At 33.4% G+C, this 22,402-nt stretch carries 22 protein-coding genes; 18 read left to right on the top strand and 4 right to left on the bottom strand.

What is annotated here, in order from left to right:
* From GSY47_RS19720 to GSY47_RS19690, 7 genes are all read left to right on the top strand, one after another.
* Positions 1-552, top strand: coding sequence for a hypothetical protein (locus GSY47_RS19720; RefSeq protein WP_179002151.1), 552 nt, complete (start codon positions 1-3; stop codon positions 550-552).
* A 262-nt stretch (positions 553-814) separates the two neighbouring features.
* Positions 815-1,963 carry a 5-(carboxyamino)imidazole ribonucleotide synthase gene (locus GSY47_RS19715; RefSeq protein ID WP_179002149.1) on the top strand — a complete coding sequence of 383 codons (1,149 nt, stop codon included), beginning with the start codon at positions 815-817 and terminating at the stop codon, positions 1,961-1,963.
* Between the two features lie 354 nt (positions 1,964-2,317).
* Positions 2,318-2,803 (top strand): 5-(carboxyamino)imidazole ribonucleotide mutase, encoded by a 486-nt coding sequence (gene purE, locus GSY47_RS19710; protein WP_073418297.1) that lies wholly within the window; start codon positions 2,318-2,320, stop codon positions 2,801-2,803.
* A 159-nt stretch (positions 2,804-2,962) separates the two neighbouring features.
* Positions 2,963-3,190 (top strand): hypothetical protein, encoded by a 228-nt coding sequence (locus GSY47_RS19705; protein ID WP_179002147.1) that lies wholly within the window; start codon positions 2,963-2,965, stop codon positions 3,188-3,190.
* Positions 3,190-3,477, top strand: coding sequence for a type II toxin-antitoxin system RelE/ParE family toxin (locus GSY47_RS19700; protein WP_179002145.1), 288 nt, complete (start codon positions 3,190-3,192; stop codon positions 3,475-3,477). Before GSY47_RS19705 ends, GSY47_RS19700 begins: the two co-directional genes overlap by 1 nt.
* A 36-nt stretch (positions 3,478-3,513) precedes the next feature.
* A complete protein-coding gene (locus GSY47_RS19695) occupies positions 3,514-5,541 on the top strand; it encodes a M3 family metallopeptidase (protein WP_179002143.1) in 2,028 nt (675 codons plus the stop codon).
* Between the two features lie 147 nt (positions 5,542-5,688).
* A complete protein-coding gene (locus tag GSY47_RS19690; protein ID WP_179002141.1) occupies positions 5,689-6,348 on the top strand; it encodes a SanA/YdcF family protein in 660 nt (219 codons plus the stop codon).
* A 99-nt stretch (positions 6,349-6,447) separates the two neighbouring features.
* Here the strand turns inward: GSY47_RS19690 and GSY47_RS19685 are convergent, their stop codons facing one another.
* Positions 6,448-7,710, bottom strand: coding sequence for a cation:proton antiporter (locus tag GSY47_RS19685; protein ID WP_179002139.1), 1,263 nt, complete (start codon positions 7,708-7,710; stop codon positions 6,448-6,450).
* A gap of 138 nt (positions 7,711-7,848) precedes the next feature.
* Here GSY47_RS19685 and GSY47_RS19680 point away from each other — a divergent pair, with 138 nt between their 5' ends.
* The 5 genes from GSY47_RS19680 (at position 7,849) to GSY47_RS19660 (ending at position 11,598) form a co-directional block, all read left to right on the top strand.
* Complete coding sequence (locus tag GSY47_RS19680) at positions 7,849-8,352, top strand: GbsR/MarR family transcriptional regulator (RefSeq protein ID WP_179002137.1); 504 nt, start codon at positions 7,849-7,851, stop codon at positions 8,350-8,352.
* A gap of 74 nt (positions 8,353-8,426) precedes the next feature.
* Entirely contained in the window at positions 8,427-9,167 is a 741-nt protein-coding gene (locus GSY47_RS19675; protein WP_179002135.1) for a YqjF family protein, read from the top strand.
* Positions 9,168-9,196: 29 nt separating this feature from the next.
* Positions 9,197-10,015, top strand: coding sequence for a thiol-disulfide oxidoreductase DCC family protein (locus tag GSY47_RS19670; protein WP_179002134.1), 819 nt, complete (start codon positions 9,197-9,199; stop codon positions 10,013-10,015).
* 82 nt (positions 10,016-10,097) lie between these two features.
* Complete coding sequence (locus GSY47_RS19665) at positions 10,098-11,006, top strand: TIGR01777 family oxidoreductase (RefSeq protein ID WP_179002132.1); 909 nt, start codon at positions 10,098-10,100, stop codon at positions 11,004-11,006.
* A 136-nt stretch (positions 11,007-11,142) separates the two neighbouring features.
* Complete coding sequence (locus tag GSY47_RS19660; protein WP_179002129.1) at positions 11,143-11,598, top strand: SRPBCC family protein; 456 nt, start codon at positions 11,143-11,145, stop codon at positions 11,596-11,598.
* 374 nt (positions 11,599-11,972) lie between these two features.
* On the opposite strand, the gene GSY47_RS19655 is transcribed toward GSY47_RS19660, so the two are convergent.
* The gene (locus tag GSY47_RS19655; RefSeq protein WP_179002127.1) at positions 11,973-12,785 is read right to left on the bottom strand and encodes a UbiA prenyltransferase family protein; all 813 of its coding nucleotides are present in this window, start codon (positions 12,783-12,785) and stop codon (positions 11,973-11,975) included.
* Positions 12,786-13,009: 224 nt separating this feature from the next.
* On the opposite strand from GSY47_RS19655, the gene gcvP reads away from it, so the two are divergent.
* From gcvP to GSY47_RS19625, 6 genes are all read left to right on the top strand, one after another.
* Complete coding sequence (gene gcvP / locus GSY47_RS19650; protein WP_179002125.1) at positions 13,010-15,859, top strand: aminomethyl-transferring glycine dehydrogenase; 2,850 nt, start codon at positions 13,010-13,012, stop codon at positions 15,857-15,859.
* A 529-nt stretch (positions 15,860-16,388) separates the two neighbouring features.
* On the top strand, positions 16,389-17,447 hold the full coding sequence (locus GSY47_RS19645) for a 3-oxoacyl-ACP synthase III family protein (protein WP_179002123.1): 1,059 nt from the start codon (positions 16,389-16,391) through the stop codon (positions 17,445-17,447).
* A gap of 301 nt (positions 17,448-17,748) precedes the next feature.
* Positions 17,749-18,270 (top strand): methyltransferase, encoded by a 522-nt coding sequence (locus GSY47_RS19640; RefSeq protein WP_179002262.1) that lies wholly within the window; start codon positions 17,749-17,751, stop codon positions 18,268-18,270.
* Positions 18,271-18,401: 131 nt separating this feature from the next.
* The gene (locus tag GSY47_RS19635; protein WP_179002121.1) at positions 18,402-19,250 is read left to right on the top strand and encodes a glycosyltransferase; all 849 of its coding nucleotides are present in this window, start codon (positions 18,402-18,404) and stop codon (positions 19,248-19,250) included.
* Positions 19,251-19,329: 79 nt separating this feature from the next.
* Positions 19,330-20,076 (top strand): MlaE family ABC transporter permease, encoded by a 747-nt coding sequence (locus GSY47_RS19630; RefSeq protein ID WP_179002120.1) that lies wholly within the window; start codon positions 19,330-19,332, stop codon positions 20,074-20,076.
* Positions 20,076-20,840 (top strand): ABC transporter ATP-binding protein, encoded by a 765-nt coding sequence (locus GSY47_RS19625; RefSeq protein ID WP_179002118.1) that lies wholly within the window; start codon positions 20,076-20,078, stop codon positions 20,838-20,840. The genes GSY47_RS19630 and GSY47_RS19625 overlap by 1 nt, the downstream gene beginning before the upstream one ends.
* 118 nt (positions 20,841-20,958) lie before the next feature.
* Here GSY47_RS19625 and GSY47_RS19620 read toward each other — a convergent pair whose 3' ends face one another.
* A complete protein-coding gene (locus GSY47_RS19620; RefSeq protein WP_179002116.1) occupies positions 20,959-21,600 on the bottom strand; it encodes a hypothetical protein in 642 nt (213 codons plus the stop codon).
* 78 nt (positions 21,601-21,678) lie between these two features.
* Positions 21,679-22,287: a SprT-like domain-containing protein gene (locus GSY47_RS19615; protein ID WP_179002114.1), complete on the bottom strand. Its 609-nt coding sequence runs from the start codon at positions 22,285-22,287 to the stop codon at positions 21,679-21,681.
* Positions 22,288-22,402: the final 115 nt, after the last annotated feature.

Raw genomic sequence — 22,402 nt, 5'->3', positions numbered from 1 at the left:
ATGCTTTCCGAACTGCAGAAGAAACTGGATTATGTCAATGCTTATAGAGAAAATCGTCTCAAAACGGCAAAAGATGTTTTAGAAAACCCTTCACTTTTTAGTGAATTGGTTTCGATTTGCTTTTCGCCCGAAAATAAAAACAATCATAAAGCCTGCTGGATTTTAGAATTTGTTTCGTACGAAGAATTGCATTGGCTTCAACCTCATCTTGACTTTTTCTGTTCGAATCTGAAAGTTTTAAAAGATGAAAGTTCCATGCGTCCGATTGCCAAGGTGGTTCAGCTTTTGGTAAAATCGCATTACAAGAAAAATGAAAACGGAATTCAACTTTCTGAAGAAAATCTACAAGACTGTATCGAAGCCTCTTTCGACTGGCTGATTAACGATACCAAAGTTGCCACAAAAGCTTATTCTATTCGTACTTTATATATTTTAGGAAATTATTACGACTGGATTCATCCCGAACTCAAAGTCATAATTGATAAAGATTTCGGAGACCATTCCTCTGCCTACAAAGCCGTTGCCAAAGAAGTTTTGAAGAAAATAAAATAGCTTTTTTTTGATAGCCACGACTCGAGCGATAGCGACTGGCGAAGCAATTCACGAATTATTTTTTTTCCACAGATTAAAAGGATTAAAATGATTTTTTAATTACTTCAAAAAATAATCTGTGGAAATCTGTGAAATCTATAGCAGGATATTTCAGCCAAAGATTGGATTTCTATTAATTAAAAATTCGTGAATTCGTGGCTATAAAAACTAAATTTTGGCTAAAAAAAGATTAAAAAGTATCTTTGCAAAAACACAACTCAAAATGAATTATTTTTCTTCTGATTTTAAATTAGGAATATTAGGCGGAGGACAATTAGGCAAAATGCTTTTGTTCGATACCCGAAAATTTGATATACAAACTTACGTTCTGGATCCAAGCGATGAAGCACCAAGTAAAATTGCCTGCAATAAATTTTTTCAAGGTGATTTAATGGATTATGAAACGGTTTACAATTTCGGGAAACAAGTCGATGTTCTTACTTTCGAAATCGAATTGGTAAATCTTGAAGCTTTAACGCAATTGGAAAACGAAGGTTTAAAAATATATCCTTCTCCAAAAACCTTAAAAGGAATTCAGAATAAAGGCGTTCAAAAAGAATTTTACGCTAAAAATAATATCCCAACTGCACCTTTCGAAAGATTTGAAAATTTAGAAAGTCTGAAATCTAAAATCAACGATCTAAAATTACCATTTGTGTGGAAATGCACCGAATTTGGTTATGACGGAAATGGTGTAAAAATAGTTCGTCAGGCATCCGATTTAGATACCTTGCCAAATGTAGAATGCATTGCAGAAACTATGGTTCCGTTCAAAAACGAATTAGCGGTAATTGTGGTTAGAAATCCATCAGGCGAAATGAAAACGTATCCAGTTGTAGAAATGGAATTTCACCCAGAAGCAAACCAAGTTGAATATGTAATTTGTCCAGCAAGAATCGATGATAAAGTTGCTGAAAAAGCCAGAGCGATTGCTTTACAAGTTTCAGAGAACTTCAATCACGTTGGACTTTTGGCAGTTGAAATGTTCCAGACTCAGGACGACGAAATTTTGGTTAACGAAGTTGCTCCTCGCCCACACAATTCTGGTCATTATTCTATCGAAGCAAGTTATACTTCACAATTCGAAAATCATTTACGTGCTATTTTAGATCTTCCGTTAGGAAACACAGACAGTAAAGTTGCCGGAATTATGGTAAATTTAGTAGGTGCCGAAGGTCATTCTGGAAATGTAGTGTATGAAAACATCGAAACCATTTTAGGATGGAACGGCGTTACTCCGCATATTTACGGCAAAAAACAAACGCGTCCTTTCAGAAAAATGGGTCACGTGACAATCGTAAATGAAGATATGGCAGAAGCAAGAAGAATTGCGCAGAAAGTGAAAGAAACTATTAAAGTGATTAGTGCTTAATAATGAAATGAAAAAAGCATTAAAAATCTCTGGATTAACAATCTTAATTTATTTCGTAATACAATTAATAACAATACCTATAACTAAACATGGCAGAGGTTTTTCAATAGGTTTTCCATTTCAGGCATATAGAAGAGTTGATGCGGAATGTTACGTTAGCAACTATTTTTATCCAGAATTTTTGATTATAAATTTCATTACAGTTACAATTATTTTACTTGTAGTTTATTTTTTGAGTAACGTAATTAAAAACAGATTAAAAAAATCCTATAAGTAGGTAAATTTAAACTAATGACAGTTTTCAGTCTCAACAAAACTTGAAACTTTAAACCTGAAACAAATACAACAAAAAACATGAGCAAAGTAGCCATTATAATGGGAAGCATCTCAGACATGCCAGTTATGCAAGATGCAATCGACATATTAAAACAATTTAATGTAGAAGTTGAAGTAGATATCGTTTCGGCACACAGAACGCCGGAGAAATTATTCGATTTCAGCAAAAACGCGCACAATCGTGGCATTTCGGTAATTATTGCCGGTGCTGGCGGTGCTGCACATTTACCGGGAATGGTAGCTTCAATGTCTCCCCTTCCAGTAATTGGAGTTCCGGTAAAATCAAGCAATTCAATTGACGGTTGGGATTCTGTATTATCGATTCTGCAAATGCCAGGTGGCGTTCCTGTTGCAACTGTAGCTTTAAACGGAGCAAAAAATGCTGGAATTTTAGCGGCACAAATCATCGGAAGCCACGACAAAAAAGTTTTAGATACTATTATTTCCTATAAAGAAGAATTGAAAGCAGCGGTTAATAAAGCCGCTGAAGGTTTGAAGAAGTAATCCAACAGAGGTATTCAAAGAAGACACAGAGGAACGCAAAATTTTGCGAATCTCTGTGTTTTTTTCTTTGCGAATCTTTGCGGAATCAGCTATTCCAAGAATTAACTAATCCTTATAAAAATTTCTAAAAGAAAAACTTAACTTTGAGAAAAAAGCAAAATGAACATTCAAACTTCTAAAATAGAGCTCGCTAAAATTGTTTTAGACATTGATAATCCTGATTTAATTCAGGAAATAGTCGAGTTCATTCAATCCAAAGAAAACCTTTCAGAAGAACAAAAAAGCAAAATAAATGAGGCTATTTATTCTTTAGATAATAATGAAGGCATTTCGCACGATGTTGTTATGGAAGAAACCAAAAATCGTTATTCAAAATACTTTAAATAATGAATGTAATTTGGGCTCCACAAGCTAAACAAGACTTTTGGAACAATATCGATTATTTGGAAGCTGAATGGTCTGAGAAAGTTGCTCAAAATTTCATTGAAAAAGTAAATACCACAATTGCACTTTTAAAAAATGACAATGTTATATTTCTCAAAACAAATTATAAAAATGTTTACAAAATTGTCATTACAAAACACATTTCACTTTACTACCGTATCGAAAACACTAATTTAGAATTACTTCGTTTTTGGAATACTTTTCAGGATACGAAGAAATTCAAATTATGATTTCCTAATTTTATATTTTTAAATAGCATAAATAATATGAGCATATTAACACAATATTTCAACACCAAACATAACACAGCGCCTTTTTCGCAAATAAAAATCGAAGATTACGTTCCGGCATTTCAGGAAGGAATTGCTTTGGCGAAAGCCGAAATTGATGCGATTGTAAATAATCCAGATGCACCGACTTTTGAAAATACAATCGTCGCAATGGATTATTCGGGCGACATTTTGGATCGCCTTTCGAGTGTTTTCTTTAATTTGAATTCAGCTGAAACGAATGACGAAATGCAGAAAATTGCGCAGGAAGTTTCACCTTGGCTCTCCGAATTTGGAAATGATATTCGTTTGAATGCCGATTTATTTGCACGAGTAAAAGCGGTTTACGATCAAAAAGAGCGTTTGAACCTCAACCCAGAACAAACGACTTTATTGGATAAAAAATACAAAAGCTTTTCTAGAAACGGAGCTAATCTACCAGAAGACAAGAAAAATCAATTAAGAGAAATCGACAAGGAATTATCAAAATTGAGTTTACAGTTTGGCGAAAATGTTTTGGCTGAAACCAACAACTTCGAATTGCATTTAACTGATGAAAAAGATTTAGCTGGTTTACCGGAAGGCACAATCGAAGCGGCAAGATTATTAGCCAAAAATCAAGAAAAAGAAGGCTGGATTTTTACTTTAGATCATCCAAGTTACGTTCCTTTTTTGACTTATGCGGATAATCGTGAATTGCGTAAAAAAATGGCAATTGCTTTTGGTGCGAAAGCGTTTCAGAATAATGAATTTGACAATCAGGAAAATGTTTTGAAAATTGCTAAACTGCGTTTTGAAAGAGCGAATTTATTAGGTTATAAAACGCATGCACATTTTGTTCTCGAAGAAAGAATGGCCGAAAGTCCGGAAAAAGTATTCTCTTTCTTAAATGATTTATTAGCAAAAGCAAAACCAGCGGCGCAAAAAGAGTTCGCTGAATTAACTGCTTTCGCGAAAGAACTAGACGGAATCGAAAAATTAGAAAAATGGGACGGCGCTTATTATTCTGAAAAATTAAAACAACAACTTTTTAATTTAGATGATGAAAAACTGAAACCCTACTTTCAGTTAGAAAAAGTTTTAGATGGCGCTTTTACGGTTGCCAAAAAATTATACGGTTTAACTTTTACGGAAGTTTTTGATATCGATAAATATCACGAAGAAGTTACGACGTATGAAGTAAGAGATGCTGAAAACAATTTGGTTTCGATTTTCTATGCTGATTTTTTCCCAAGAAAAGGAAAAAGAAACGGCGCTTGGATGACTTCATTCAAATCGCAATATGTAAAAGATGGTGTAAACGAAAGACCACATATTTCTAACGTTTGTAATTTTACAAAACCAACAGAAACAAAACCTTCGTTATTGACTTTTAATGAAGTAACAACTTTATTCCATGAATTTGGGCACGGGTTGCACGGAATGCTGGCAAACACAGTTTATCCAAGTTTATCAGGAACTTCTGTTTATTGGGATTTCGTAGAATTGCCAAGTCAGATTATGGAGAATTGGTGTTACGAACCAGAAGCTTTGGCTTTATTTGCGAATCACTACGAAACGGGAGAAATTATTCCGATTGAGTATGTTCAGAAAATTAAGGAAAGTGCAAGTTTTCAGGAAGGTTTGGCGACTTTGCGTCAATTAAGTTTCGGACTTTTAGATATGGCTTGGCACGGACAAGATCCAACAAATATTACCGACTTAAAAGCTTTCGAAACAGAACAATTTGCCAATACGCAATTGTATCCTGACGTAAAAGAAAACGCGATGAGTACAGCATTCTCTCATATATTCCAAGGTGGATATTCTTCTGGATATTACAGCTACAAATGGGCGGAAGTTTTAGATGCTGATGCTTTTGAATATTTCCATGAAAATGGAATCTTTAATGAAGAAATTGCTAAGAAATTTAAAGATAATGTTCTTTCTAAAGGTGGAACTGAACATCCGATGACTTTATACAAACGTTTTAGAGGACAAGAACCTAAACCTGAAGCTTTGTTGAAAAGAGCGGGACTTTTATAATTTTAGATTTCTGATTTTAGATTGTAGATTTTTGATCTCAATCACTAAAAAATTTAGATTAAACCGAAGCAAAAATGCTTCGGTTTTTTATTTGGTTTTACTTTAGCTATCTTCGTATTTTAAATCTTAATCTTACAAATACAAGCCGTGAAAAAATATTTTAAAATAGCACTTTATCTTGCAATTATTGGATTAATTGCAATTGTTTCTGTAAACTACTACGTAAAAAATTCGACTAAGAAATACATTCATTATTCGATTAAAAAGTTTCCTAAAAATGATGTCGGAATTATTTTTGGTGCAGGAATTAACGGAAATCAGCCAAGCAAATATTTAAAAGATCGTTTAGATGCTGGTATTATGCTTTGGAAAGCAAAACGTATCAATAAAATTTTGCTTTCGGGAGATAATGGCCGTGACGAATACGATGAATTAACAGTTATGAAAAACTACTGTTATAATCATGGCGTTGATACAACGAAGATTTTTATTGATTATGCAGGTTTTGACACTTACTCGACAATGTATCGTGCGAAACATATTTTCAAGATTAAAAAAGCGACTTTAATTTCTCAGGAATATCATCTAAATCGCGCTATTTACATCGGACAGCAACTCGGAATTAAATCTGCTGGTTATTCTGCAAATCAAGGAGAATATCTTGGATATAAATATGTGACATTTAGAGAATATGGTTCTATTTTTAAATCTTTTTTTGATGTTTTGAGAAATCGTGAACCTCGTTTTTTAGGAACTACAATAGATATAAATGGAGAATCTAATTATTCTAAAGAAGATAAACGATAAAAAGCAAAACCCTGTAAAAAGAACTTACAGGGTTTAATTTTTTATAATGTTTAGATAAAGAAAGAGTCTTGCCTCTTTACTCATGTTTCTATTAAATCTTTACTCCTTCTCCAAAACTCTCTTAGCCAATTTCCCAACCGTCAGTCCTTGAACAACAATTGAAAATAATACCACAATATAAGTGACTTCCAAAAGCAAGTTTTTATATTCACCTTCAGGCATCGAAAGTACCAAAGCAATAGAAACTCCACCACGAATTCCTCCCCAAACCAGAACCATCAAAGAACCTTTGTTGTAAGCCGATTTGATTCCGAAGAACTTAAAGATATCGAAGAATTTCCACGGTAAAACTATTGAAGTCAATCTTGAAAAAAGCACAATAAAAATAGCTACAAAACCAGTCAATAATTGTTTATTCAAATCTGGAAGTAATAACAGCTCAAAACCAATAAATAAGAATAGAACTGCATTTAAGATTTCGTCGATCAGTTCCCAAAACTTTCCGAGATAATCTTTAGTAACTTCGCTCATCGCAACTTTTTTACCGTAATTTCCAATAATTAATCCCGCCACAACCATCGCGAGCGGACTGGAAACATGTAAACTTTGAGCCACTAAAAATCCTCCCGTTACAATCGAAAGTGTAATTAAAACCGAAACTTTATAATCGTCAATTTTCTTCATGACTTTTGATGCGGTAAATCCAAAAACAGCTCCTAATAGAAGTCCGCCAATTCCTTCTTTTGCAAAAAGCCAGGCGATAGAACCAAAACTTACATCAAATGTCGGATCGGTTGCCATTTTTAGAACAACAGCAAACATTACTACTGCTACTCCATCATTAAACAATGACTCACCCACAATTTTGGTTTCAATTCTTTTTGGAACTTTTGCTTCTTTTAAAACTCCCAAAACAACGATTGGATCAGTTGGAGAAATTAAGGTTCCAAAAACTAAACAAAATATATAAGGTATTTTTATTCCTAAAAGTGGTGCGATATAAAAAAGAAGCATCGAAATTATCAAGGCTGATAAAACAACACTTACCGTCGAATAAATCATAATAGGCACTTTTTGTTCTTTCAGATCAGCCATATTTACGTGCAAAGCTCCAGCAAATAAAAGGAAATTCAACATTGCTCCCATTAGGATTTCGTTGAAATCAAATTGTTTGATTAAATCAAAAAAATGTTTGGTCGTTGCAGGAAAATAGGAATCTCCTAAAAGACGAATTCCCACGGAAACCAACATGGCAATAATCATGATTCCAATGGTTCCCGGAAGTTTTAAAAATCTTAAATTTAAATAGGCGAAGAAAGAAGCCAATACAATTAGTATTGAAAATGTGTAGTATAATTCCATAAAATGTGATTTTTACAAAAATAGCTGTATCATTATTTAATCGAAAATTTGAAGGTTTGAATTAACATAACTTTATAATTTGTTAAATAAGTTTCAATTATTTTTGAAAGTTTAAAAACTTTTACTTACATTTGATCCATGGAATTCAAAGAAGCAAAAAATAAGTTTGTACAAACCTGGGGAGCATTAGGTTCTCAATGGGGAATTAATAAAACAATGGCACAGATCCACGCTTTACTAATGGTCTCGAACGAGCCTGTTTCTATGGAAGACATTATGGAAGAATTACAGATTTCTCGTGGAAATGCCAGTATGAACCTTAGAGGTTTAATGGATTGGGGAATTGTTTACAAAGAATTTAAAGCCGGTGAAAGAAAAGAGTTTTTTACTGCAGAAAAAGATTTAGATGAATTAGCAGTTAAAATTTCCAGAGAAAGAAGCAAAAGAGAAATCAAACCAACACTGAAAATCTTAAAAGAAGTTTCGACTATTGAAGCTAAAGATTCAGCAGAAGAAAAACACTTTGTAGACCAGACTTCCAAATTGTATGATTTTGTTTTAAAAGCGGATAATATGCTTGACAAAATGACTGAATTTAATGATAACTGGCTTGGAAAATTGTTTATAAAAATGATGAAATAAAGCTTCAAACTAAAAAAATTTAAAACAAACTTTCATTTTTTTCTGAAAGTTTAAAAATTTAAAAACAAACTATCATGAACTTCTTAAAAGCAGAATGGAAAAACTTAGCACTTTTCAATTACGAAGTTGATGCTGAAATTTTAGAGAAATATCTTCCGGCAGGAACCGAGATTGATATTTGGAACAACAAATGTTATGTAAGCTTAGTGGGTTTTATGTTTAAAAACACCAAAGTTTTAGGATTAAAAGTTCCGTTTCATGTAGATTTTGAAGAAGTAAATCTGAGATTTTATGTCAAACGTTTTGAAAACGGAGAATGGAAACGCGGAGTTGTTTTTATTAAAGAAATTGTTCCTAAAAAAGCCATCACTTTTATTGCCAATACTTTGTATCAGGAACATTATGAAACTCAGAAAATGAGACATGAAATTATTGAAAACGAAAACACCAATACTTTCATTTATCAATGGAAAAATGATAAAGAATGGAATACAATCGAACTAGAAACTAAAAATATTCCAGAAGAAATTAAAGTTGATTCTGAAGCTGAATTCATCACAGAACATTATTTCGGATACACCAAAATCGATGAAGAAACGACTTTTGAATATGAAGTGACACATCCAAGATGGGAACAATTTGAAGTTTTAAATCATCGAATTGATATTGATTTCAAAAAAAATTACGGACGTGATTTTGGATTTCTTCAAACTCAAAAACCGACTTCAGTTTTCCTGGCTGAAGGATCAAAAATTACGGTTAAGAATAAAAGAAAACTTCAATTAGTTCCTGTCGAAGAAAAATTATACGCATAAAACTTAATTCATCTTTAAAACCAAAAATCATGAAAACGTTAGAAAACCAAACCTTACTTTATGATGAAGATTGTCCGCTTTGCAGTTTGTACACGACTGGATTTGTAAAAAGTGGCATGCTCGATGAAAACGGAAGAAAATCTTATTGCCAATTATCTGAAGAAGAGCAAAGTTTTGTCGATTTAAAACGTGCTCCAAACGAAATTGCTTTGGTTGATAATAAAAGTAAAACTGTTACTTATGGAATTGATAGTTTAATAAAAGTCATTGGTTTTTCTTTTCCTTTAATTGAAAAAATTGCGACTGTAAAACCAATTCATTTTATCCTGAAAAAAATGTACTCTTTCGTTTCTTATAACCGAAAAGTAATTATTCCTGGAAATGTAAAAGTGGAAAACAAATTGCAATGTATTCCAGATTTCAATTATAAATACCGATTTCTGTTTATCGGATTTGCATTAACCGTAACCACTTTTATTCTTTTTGGATATTCTAATTTAATTCCGAATTTGCCGAAAAGTAGTATTACAAGAGAAATCATTTTAGCATTTGGGCAAATTGTTTTTCAAAGTTTATTTCTTTTAAAACTGGACAAACAAACGATTCTGAATTACGCAGGAAATTTAATGACGGTTTCTTTGATGGGGAGTTTAATTTTAAGTCCGATTTTGATTTTAAGCAGATTTGTTCCGCTTCCAGAAATGATTGTTTTAGGTTGGTTTGAAGTAACTGTTTTTATTATGTTTCTGGAACATTTCAGAAGAGTAAAAATTTTGAAACTTCCTTTTTACTTATCTTTCACTTGGATTTTATACAGAATTCTTGCTTTGATTTTAATTCTCAATTAAAAATATCCGCCACGAATTCACGAATTATTGCAAAATGAATCTAAAAAATAATTCGTGAATTCGTGGCTATAAAATTACACCAATGAAGAAACTGGTAATCGCATCTGGAACTGGATTTTTAGGACAAGTTTTAGTAAATCATTTCAAAAATAAATTTGAAGAGATTGTAATTCTGACCCGTGGGAAATCTCAAATAATTGACGGAATAAAATATGTAAACTGGAATGCCAGAACTTTTACCGGCTGGGAAAAAGAATTAGAAAATGCAACCATTTTAATTAATCTTGCAGGAAAATCTGTGGATTGTCGTTATACCAAAAAGAATAAAAAAGAAATTCTTTGGTCAAGAATTGACAGTACAAAAATCCTGAACAAAGCGGTTTTGAATTGCAAAAATCCACCGAAACATTGGCTGAATTCGTCTACAGCAACTATTTATCGTTTTTCTTTAGACAAACAAATGGATGAAGTTGATGGCGAAATAGGAAATGACTTTTCGATAAATGTCGCTTTATCTTGGGAAAAAGCTTTTTTTAAAACCGAAACTCCAAATACTTTAAAAACTGCTTTGCGAACTTCTATTGTTTTAGGAAAAAATGGCGGTGCTTTTATTCCGTTAAAGACTTTGGCTAAAATTGGTTTTGGAGGAAAACAGGGAAAAGGAAATCAGTTTATAAGCTGGATCCATGAAGAAGATTTTGCGAATGCGGTTGATTTTATTATTGATAAAGAAATGACTGGTGTGATCAATATTGTTTCTCCAACTCCAATTCGAAATGCTGATTTTATGGAAAAACTTCGAAATGCTGTTGGTTTTCCTTTTGGAATTCCGTTGAGCAAATTCTTTCTTGAAATTGGATCTTTTATTATTCGAACTGAAACGGAATTGGTTTTAAAAAGTCGAAACGTAGTTCCGAAAAGACTTTTAGAGAATGGGTTTCGATTTAAGTTTGGAGATATTAATGAGGCTTTTGAAAATTTATTGCGATAAAACCACACGCATTTTTGTCATCCCGAACGAATGATCACACTCGTAAATCGACAAAGATTGATGATTTTGATTGTGGAGTTTCTAGTGTGATTTCTCCTTCGTCGAAATGACAAACAACGCACAAAACAAGAAAATCATGACAACCATAAACCTCACAACCAAAATAAGCGCACTAAAACAAATCGTTTTTGATGCCTCGAGAAATATCGACATTCATCAGCAATCTGCAAGTCCAACAAAAGAAAAGGCAATTGCGGGCGTAACCTCTGGTTTAATCAATTTAAGTGAAACAGTAACCTGGCGAGGAAAACATTTCGGATTTTATCTCACTCACAAGAGCCGAATTACAGCAATGAACTTTTACGATTATTTTGTAGATGAAATGGAAAAAGGCAAATTCAAATCCTTTAAACATGAGCATTTTTTTGAAGAAGAAAATGGATTTACGATTATGAAAGATAAACTGCAATATGAAACTCCGTTTGGCATTTTTGGAAAGTTATTTGATGTTTTGTTTTTGAAAAGGCATTTGACGAATTTTCTTTTGGAAAGGAATAAGGTTTTAAAAGAGGTTTCGAAAAACAATAATTGATTGGATTTTATTTCACGCAGATTCTACAGATTTTAGCAGATTTAGCAGATAAAAAAACAAATTCAGTTGCCTCCAGTTTTAACTGGAGGTGAATTAAGGATTAAATATTATTGGCTTTAGCCGAACTTTGTCATTTGGCTAAAGCCCTTATTAAAGACTTCTTTTACCTCCAGCTAAAGCTGGAGGCAATTCAAAATTTAATAATTCATAAAATTTTCTTTTAAAAATGAATTTTCCTCATTTTAGGTTTTGCGTGAGGGATAGGAGCTGGCTACCGAAGTAGCGCGGATAGCCCGACCCCGATTTGATAAGTGGGCGAATAACTGTAAAGCATTTTGCCCACTTATCAAATCGGGGGCACGTCCAGAATATTTTTAAAGAAAAACGATCATCAGCCACCAAAATATTGGTACACTTTCGACCCAAAAAGAAGTGTAATATTTGGAGCGATTTGGATTGGCAAAAAAGATAAATAACATCAGCATGACAACCATGATCAGATTTATAATCGCATCATGATAATTGAATGTTGATATAAAAATTTCTAAAAACCAAAACGGAACTAAAAGCAAAAGTCCTAAAAGTTTGGTTTTCTTCACACCAATTGTCTGCGGAACGGTTTGCAAATGCGGATCATCATTGGCTAAATCGATGATTTCGAAAACTAAAATCAGCACAAAAACTAAAACGAAACGCTGAATGCATTTGATAAAGAAATCTGTCGTAAACGGAATTTCGGCATTTATTAAAGGTAAAACCAAAGTAGCGCCAACCCAGCAAAGTGCCACAATATAGATTTTTACGCCAGCCCAATTTCGGGCATTTCTTCGGTTTGGAAAAAATGGTAAAGTATAAAGTGCCGTAATCAGAAAAATTACGACAGAGACAATTTGGGTAATCCGCTTTAAATGGAAAAAATAATAGCCAACCAAAATTACCGAAATGAAACTCAAAACAGCAATAATTTTTAATTGTGTACCGATTGGATTTTTCTTTACGCGAACCAATGCATCATATTTTACGAAATTATATCCTACAATTGTTCCGAAAAAAACAAATAGTGCCATTGGCTCATCGTACTGAATATGAAATACATGAAACGTTATTCGGACTAAAGCATAACACGATAAAGCCACGTGAATACTGCTGTTTAAATAAAAATTGAATATTTGTTTTAGAAGTTTCATATCCCGAAATCTAATCAATTGGTAACAAATCAACTCTTTAGTTAGAAAATTGACAAAAATTGAAGTTAAAAATACCCATTAAATTATTAATAATACTTAATTTTGCGCCACAAAAAAACAACACATTTACTTTAAAATGTAATAAACCTTGTGTAGCATGAGATTACGTCAAATAAAACACCCGGCAAATTACTTTTGATCTTTAAAAAAATAGACTGCTACAAATGAAAACAGATGCTTTTGCTTTAAGACACATTGGTCCAAGAGAAACAGATCTTCAACACATGTTACAAACCATTGGTGTTGACTCGATTGAACAACTTGTTTATGAAACCCTTCCGGACGATATTCGTTTAAAAGCGCCTTTGAATTTAGATCCTGCAATGACAGAATTCGAATTTGCAAATCATATTCGCGACTTAGGAAAGAAAAACAAAACATTTAAATCATACATTGGTTTGGGTTATCACCCAACTATCGTTCCTGCTACAATTCAAAGAAATATCTTCGAAAATCCAGGATGGTACACAGCTTACACACCTTACCAAGCAGAAATTGCTCAAGGGCGTTTGGAAGCAATTTTAAATTTCCAGACTACTGTTATCGAATTAACAGGAATGGAAATTGCCAATGCCTCTTTACTAGATGAAGGAACTGCTGCTGCAGAAGCTATGGCTTTATTATTTGACGTTCGTACGAGAGATCAAAAGAAAAATAATACACACAAATTCTTCGTTTCTGAAGAAATTTTACCTCAGACTTTATCAGTTTTACAAACACGTTCAACTCCAATTGGAATTGAATTAGTGATTGGAAACCACGAAACATTTGATTTTTCAAATGAATTCTTCGGAGCGATTTTACAATACCCAGGAAAATATGGTCAAGTAAATGATTACAGTACTTTTGTTGCTAAAGCAAAAGAAAACGAAATCAAAGTTGCCTTTGCTGCTGATATTTTATCACTTGCAACTTTAACTTCTCCGGGAGAAATGGGTGCTGCAGTAGTTGTTGGAACAACACAACGTTTTGGTGTACCAATGGGTTACGGTGGTCCTCACGCTGCTTATTTTGCAACTAAAGATGAATACAAACGTTCAATGCCGGGTCGTATCATTGGAGTTTCTGTTGATGCAAACGGAAACCGTGCTTTACGTATGGCTTTAGGAACTCGTGAGCAGCACATTAAACGTGAAAAAGCGACTTCAAATATTTGTACTGCCCAGGTTTTATTGGCAGTTATGGCTGGAATGTACGCCGTTTACCATGGACCAAAAGGATTAAAATACATTGCAAATAAAGTTCACGCCTCTGCAGTTACTACTGCTGAAGCTTTAAATAAATTAGGAGTTTACCAAACCAACACGGCTTACTTTGATACTATTTTAGTAAAAGCTGATGCTCAAAAAGTAAAAGCAGCTGCGGAGAAAAACAAAGTAAACTTCTTCTACCCTGATGCTGATTCGGTTTCTATTTCATTAAACGAAACAACTTCAGTTGCAGACATCAACCAAATCGTTGCGATTTTTGCTGAAGCTTTAGGAAAAGAAACTGTTACGGTTTCTGAATTAACTTCTGCAAGCCAATTACCAGCTTCATTAGAAAGAACATCTTCTTTCTTAACGCATGATGTTTTTAACAATCATCATTCAGAAAGCCAATTGATGCGTTACATCAAAAAATTAGAGCGTAAAGATTTATCATTGAATCACTCGATGATTTCATTAGGTTCTTGTACGATGAAATTAAATGCAGCTTCAGAAATGTTGCCTCTTTCAATGCCAAACTGGAACAGTATTCACCCGTTTGCACCAGTTGACCAAGTTGAAGGTTACCTTACAATGCTTAAAAAATTAGAGCAGCAATTAAATGTAATTACTGGATTTGCTGGAACAACTTTACAGCCAAACTCTGGAGCGCAGGGAGAATATGCAGGTTTAATGGCGATTCGTGCTTACCACATGTCAAGAAACGAAGGTCACCGTAATGTATGTTTAATTCCTTCATCGGCTCACGGAACAAACCCTGCTTCTGCAGCGATGGCTGGAATGAAAATCATTGTTACGAAAACCACTCCAGAAGGAAATATTGACGTAGAAGATTTGAGAGAAAAAGCGATTGAACACAAAGATGATTTATCTTGTTTAATGGTTACTTATCCTTCAACTCACGGAGTTTTCGAATCTTCAATTATCGAAATCACAAAATTAATCCATGATAATGGCGGATTAGTATATATGGACGGTGCAAACATGAATGCACAAGTTGGATTAACAAATCCTGCTACAATTGGCGCTGACGTTTGTCACTTAAACTTACACAAAACATTCGCTATTCCTCACGGTGGTGGTGGACCTGGAGTTGGACCAATCTGTGTGAATGAAAAATTAGTTCCGTTTTTGCCAACAAACCCAATCTTAAAAGTAGGTGGCGAACAAGCTATTACAGCGATTTCATCTGCACCTTACGGATCTGCTTTAGTATGTTTAATTTCTTACGGTTACATCACTATGATGGGTGCTGAAGGATTAAAAAGCGCTACAGAACACGCGATTTTGAATGCTAACTACATGAAAGCACGTTTCGAAGGTCACTACCCAATTCTTTATACTGGAGAATGCGGAAGAGCGGCTCACGAAATGATTTTAGATTGCCGTTCATTCAAAGAAAACGGAATTGAAGTGGGTGATATCGCAAAACGTTTAATGGATTACGGTTTCCACGCTCCTACGGTTTCTTTCCCAGTAGCTGGAACTTTAATGATTGAACCAACAGAATCTGAAGATTTAGCTGAATTAGACCGCTTCTGTGATGCACTTATCTCAATCAGAAAAGAAATCGAAGCTGCAACTGCTGATGATAAAAACAACGTATTGAAAAATGCACCTCATACATTAGCAATGTTAACTTCTGATTCTTGGGATTTCCCTTATTCAAGAGAAACAGCAGCTTACCCATTAGATTACATCGCTGACAATAAATTCTGGCCATCTGTTCGTCGTGTAGATGATGCTTATGGTGACAGAAACTTAGTTTGTAGCTGTGCTCCAATCGAAGCTTACATGGAAAGCTAAAATTTAGTTTTCTTATACATATCCAACCCCGACAGTTTTTAAAAACTGTCGGGGTTATTTTTTGTTTCAAATTTTCTGTAGAAAGTGAAACCTTAAATTTGAAACAATTAAAACAAAAATCATTTGGGCGTGCCCCCGATAAAACAAACGGGCAAAATTACTTTGAGCATATTCGCCCACTTGTTTTTTCGGGGTCGGGCTATCCGGGCTACTTCGGTAGCTTCCTCCTATCCCTCACGCAGTCAGGTTATAAAAGAAAGAATTATCTTTAAAGAAACTTAACTTTTCCACAATGTTTTGTGAAATTATTTTGAAAAATGAAAAATCATAATGAAAAAAAATCACTCCTCAACTTGCCTTCAATCGTTTGAAATCTCGGTAAATCGAAAAAATCATTAAAAAATAAACAATATATCTTTGAAAAAATCGTTTATTCATAATTATATGCATGCATAGTATATTTTATGATAGTTATCATTTTTTTATTTATACTTTAGCATGATATTTATCGGATAATTTAAGGGAAATAATGAAAATAAAAATTATTGGTATTGGGAGCTATATTCCTAATCTAGAAGTAAAAAACACAGATTTTGATAAACATGTTTTTTTAAATGAGGATGGAACTCCTTTTGGTTATCCGAACGAAGTCGTTATTAAAAAGTTTAAAGGCATTACCGGAATCGAGAACCGTCGTTATGCCGAAAAAGATCAAACCGCATCTGATTTAGCCTTTTTTGCTGCACAAAAAGCAATTGCCAATGCAAATATTGATGCCGAAACCTTAGACTATATTATCATCGCCCACAATTTTGGCGATGTCAAAACTGGAACTACTCAATCCGATATTTTACCAAGTTTAGCAACACGTGTTAAAAACAAATTAGGTATTAAAAATCCTAAGTGTGTGGCTTACGATATTATTTTTGGTTGTCCGGGATGGATTGAAGGTGTTTTACAAGCGAATGCTTTCATCAAATCAGGAATGGCAAAAAGAGTAATGGTAATTGGAGCCGAAACTTTATCAAGAGTAGTAGACGATCACGATCGCGATTCAATGATTTATTCTGATGGTGCGGGAGCTTCAATCTTGGAAGCTTCAACTGATGAAGCAGGATTATTAGCTTACGAAAGTGCTACTTTTGCGACTGACGAAGCTGGTTTTCTTTTCTTCGGAAAATCATACAACAAAGATTTAGATCCGGATACGAAATACATTAAAATGTACGGACGTAAAATCTACGAATTCGCTTTAAGCAATGTGCCATGTGCCATGAAAAGCTGTTTGGACAATAGTGGCATTGCAATCGATGAAGTTAAAAAAATCCTTATCCATCAAGCCAACGAAAAAATGGATGAAGCCATTATCGAACGTTTCTACAAATTATACGGACAAACTCCTCCTAAAGACATTATGCCAATGAGCATTCACGATTTAGGAAACAGCAGTGTTGCAACTGTTCCTACTTTGTATGATTTAATTCTGCAAGGAAAAGTGGAAGGCCATGAAATTAACAAAGGCGATGTTCTTATTTTTGCTTCAGTTGGAGCAGGAATGAATATTAATGCTTTTGTTTACCGATATTAAAATTTAAAGACGAGTGAAATAATCTCGCAATCCCGAGAGCCATCGAGAGCGAAATTTTTTAAACCATATAAGTAATATAAGAATATTAAGTTTTCTCTTAATTGAACTTATATTACTTATATGGTTTATTTTTTTATCAAAACTTTGTGAGACATCGCTCCCGATAGCTATCGGGATTGCGAGAAATTCATTTAAAACTTAGCACCGTAACTGAATACTAAAAACTGAACACTGAATACTTTTTTAGTATATTTGCGACCTAATTAACAATTCATGAACGAGAGATTCGTTCGCAATGACTATGTACGAAAAAACGTTTCCGAATAAGAGATTCAGACTTACCCTAGAGTTTTTAAAAAAGCACGTTAGCACTTCTGAAACCATTTTTGATTTTGGTGTTCCAAATCCGTTTTCTAAAATAATGGAAGAAAACGGTTATACTGTAAAAAACACTAAAGGCGAAGATTTAGATAACGATCAGACGGCGCTACAAACAGAAGACTATACTGTTTTTACAGCATTTGAAATTTTCGAACATTTACTAAACCCGTACACGATTTTACAAAACGTAAAATGTGACAAATTGTTAATTTCAATTCCGTTACGTTTATGGTTTTCTCCAGCATACCGTTCTAAAACCGATATGTGGGACAGACATTACCATGAATTTGAAGACTGGCAATTGGACTGGCTTTTAGAAAAAACAGGATGGAAAATAACAGATCGTCTGCAATTTACACATCCCGTAAAAAAGCTTGGAATCAGACCATTGTTAAGATATTTCACTCCAAGATATTATATCGTGGTAGCTGAAAGAGCCTAACGGCAAATTCCAATAAAAAAATCCCAAATTCCAATTTTAGCAATCTTGTTAAGATTGGAATTTGGAATTTTAGAAAATTGGGATTTATTCTTAAGATTTGGAATTTGGAATTTAAAAAATTGGAATTTAATATGAAATATTACATCGTCATTCCTGCACACAACGAAGAAAATTTAATTGGCTTAACCTTACAATCTTTGATTTCGCAAACTGTTTTGCCTTCAAAAGTTGTGGTTGTCAATGATAATTCAACTGACAAAACGGAAGAAGTTGTTTTAGGATTCGCAAAAGAAAATCCATACATCTCTGTCGTAAACAAAACTTCAGATGCGATTCATTTACCAGGAAGCAAAGTGATTCAGGCATTTCAGAAAGGTTTTGAAACTTTAGATTCGGATTATGATATTATTGTAAAAATTGATGGTGATTTAATTTTTCCTCCAAACTATTTCGAAACCATAATCAAACATTTTGAATCTGATCCAAAAGTTGGAATGGTTGGCGGATTTTGTTATATCGATAAAAACGGCGAATGGGTTTTAGAAAACCTAACAGATAAAGATCACATTCGCGGCGCTTTAAAGGCTTACAGAAAAGAAACTTTCCATCAAATTGGAGGTTTAAAACCTGCAATGGGTTGGGATACTGTAGATGAATTATTGTGTAAATATTATGGCTGGAAAATAGTTACAGACCAATCTTTACATGTAAAACATCTAAAACCAACAGGAGCCAATTACAACAAAACAGCCCGCTACAAACAAGGTGAAGCTTTTTATACTTTAGGATATGGATTTTGGATTACAGCCATTGCATCTGCAAAACTGGCCATGATGAAGAAAAAACCATTTCTATTTTTAGATTACATCAAAGGATTTATGAAAGCAAAAAGTGCCAAAACACCTTTATTAGTAACCCCAGAACAAGCTAAGTTTATTAGGAATTATCGTTTGCAGAAAATGAAACAAAAGTTAATTTGATTGTCAAAACAGTCGAAAAAAGGGAACTCATACCCCATAACTCATAACTTCTTTTTACCTTAGCCAATATTTAAAACTTATGATGCTAATTCGTTATTTATCCCAAATAGGGAAATATTTTTTAATGTTGAAAGAAATTTTCAATAAACAGACTAAATGGCCTGTTATGAAAAGTCTAATTCTAAAAGAAATCGACGACCTTATTATTGATTCACTGGGAATTGTTTGCTTCATTTCTTTTTTCATTGGAGGAGTGGTTGCTATTCAAACGGCCTTAAACTTAACTAATCCATTAATCCCAAAATATCTAATTGGTTTTGCTACACGCCAATCTGTAATTTTAGAGTTTGCCCCTACTTTTATCTCGGTAATTATGGCTGGAAAAATGGGGTCTTATATTACTTCAAGTATCGGGACGATGCGTGTTACGGAACAAATTGATGCTTTAGAAGTTATGGGAGTCAATTCCTTAAACTATCTTGTTTTTCCTAAAATTATAGCTTTACTAATGTATCCTTTTGTAATTGGAATTAGTATGTTTTTAGGAATTTTTGGCGGATGGATGGCTTGCGCTTACGGAGGATTTTCAACCGGAGCAGATTTTATTATGGGAGCTCAGAAAGATTTCATACCCTTTCATATTACATATGCCTTTATCAAAACTTTAATCTTTGCTATGTTATTAGCAACAATTCCATCTTTTCATGGCTACTACATGAAAGGCGGTGCATTAGAGGTTGGTAAAGCAAGTACAATATCGTTCGTATGGACATCTGTTACTATTATCCTTTTAAATTATATATTAACTCAATTATTATTAGGATAATGATAGAAGTAAAAAACATAGAAAAATCATTTGGCGACAGCAAAGTTTTAAAAGGCGTTTCGACGGTATTTGAAACTGGAAAAACCAACTTGATTATTGGACAAAGTGGATCTGGAAAAACAGTTTTATTAAAAACATTACTTGGAATTCACACACCAGATTCAGGAACAATCGAATTTGACGGAAGAGTTTATTCTGACTTAGATAAAGATGAAAAACGCGAATTAAGAACTGAAATCGGAATGGTTTTTCAAGGTTCTGCATTGTTTGATTCTATGACTGTGGAAGAAAACGTAGCTTTTCCATTAAAAATGTTTACCAACAACAATAAAGCACAGATCAAAGAAAGAGTTGATTTTGTTTTAGAAAGAGTTAATCTGGTAGACGCACATAAAAAATTACCTTCAGAGATTTCAGGAGGTATGCAAAAACGTGTGGCGATTGCCCGTGCTATAGTAAACAACCCAAAGTATTTATTTTGTGATGAACCTAACTCTGGTCTTGATCCAAATACTTCAACTTTGATTGATAATTTGATACAGGAAATTACCCGAGAATATAATATTACAACGGTAATCAATACCCACGATATGAACTCTGTAATGGAAATTGGGGAGAACATTGTTTTCTTAAAAAAAGGACTAAAAGCGTGGCAGGGAACTAAAGAAGAAATCTTTAAAACAGATAACGAAGCAATCGTAAAATTCGTTTACTCTTCTAACCTATTTAAGAAAGTCCGTGAAGCTTATTTGAAAGGATTATAGTTTTTAAATTCCACTACAAAAAATTCCAAATTCCAAAACGGGAATTTTCAAAAATATAAATCCCAAATTCCAAGTAGTTTAGATTGGAATTTGGGATTTTTTCATTTCACATTACTTCCTAATATTCTCTGCTTAACCCAAAACCGATAGAAAGACCTACCCCGGCATAAGTATGCTTAGAAATATTACCAAAAACTTTAAGTCCAATACTAGGAATTAAAGCATTATAAATTAATCTGGATTTCTTTTTTGGATAAAACCACTTAAAATTAGCTTCAAATGGAACTCCATAAAAGGTTTCGTAATTGGAATTATAAGTATATTTATATGTTTGCCCCTCTTCATTATTGGTCTCAACATAAATTCTTCTTCTTATATCCATATTATTACAGCTAATTCCTGTAGAAATACTAAAAGAACGATGATGATTCATCCATCTCCTTCCATATAAAAATGCATACTCTAGATTATCTTCAGCCACATAGACACGTGGAAAAAGAAATGCCCTCTTATACTCTTCCTCAATATATCCAACTACATTAGTATATCTAAAACTAAAAAGATTTTTTTTATACTGATAGTTTAATTCAAAACCACCTCCCAAACCGGCCTGATTCATAACAATACCTCCTCCAAACATTTCAGCATAAATAATCGGATTTTTTTTCTTCTGCTCCATTTCATCTATCTGTTGTGCGTTTACTATATTAATAAACATCAAAAAAATTAAACTTAAAAGCAATTGTATCTGTAATCTCATTTATCTTAATTTTTTTAGGTTAGTAAAAAAATAAATCCCAAACTCCAAACTATTTCTAAATTGGAATTTGAGATTTATTTATTGATTTTTTAAAGTAATTAATTCGACTTCTGCATTTGGATTAAATAAATATGTCTTTCCCGAACTTATTTCCAAACATTCAAAACGTTTCGTCCTGACTGCTATTTTTTTAAAAACTTTACCATTTTTTATTCTAAAAATACTTCCATAAGGAATTTCAAAAACGTAGTTTTTATCATTGTCTGTATCAAATTGTTTTAATGCTAAAGACAAAGTTGTATCAGTATCACTGCTTGCTGAGGGATTCTTAAAATGTCTCGCCAATAAAGGTAAAATCTGACTTGGAAATATTTCTGGTCTAATAAACGGAACCATCAATCGCTGAAAAGTAAGTTTCCATTCGGTTCCATGCGGTTTTATGTTTCGTCCAAACTTTTCAAAAGCCACTAAATGGGCGATTTCATGAATTAACGTAATTAAAAATCGGTATTTATTTAAACTGGCATTAACCGTAATTTCGTGTTTTCCGCTTGGTCCACGTCTATAATCACCGTGACGAGTTTGTCGTTCGTTTACAATTTTCAAATGCACCTGATTGGCCACTATCAAATCAAAAACGGGTTTTACCGCATGTTCAGGAATATATTTAGCTAAAGTTTCGCTCAATTTAAAGTTAGATGTTATTGGTTAGAAGTTAAGAGTCATAGTAAAAAAGCAATACCGTTTTTAAATACAATAAGCTGGTTTGTTGTTTCATTAGTGTTTTTTATTCCATCATCCG

Origin of the sequence: Flavobacterium quisquiliarum, from assembly GCF_019308285.1 — a bacterium.
Classification (GTDB): domain Bacteria; phylum Bacteroidota; class Bacteroidia; order Flavobacteriales; family Flavobacteriaceae; genus Flavobacterium; species Flavobacterium quisquiliarum.
The sequence above is the reverse complement of the archived record's forward strand: the minus strand, read 5'-3'. Positions and strand labels throughout refer to the sequence as shown.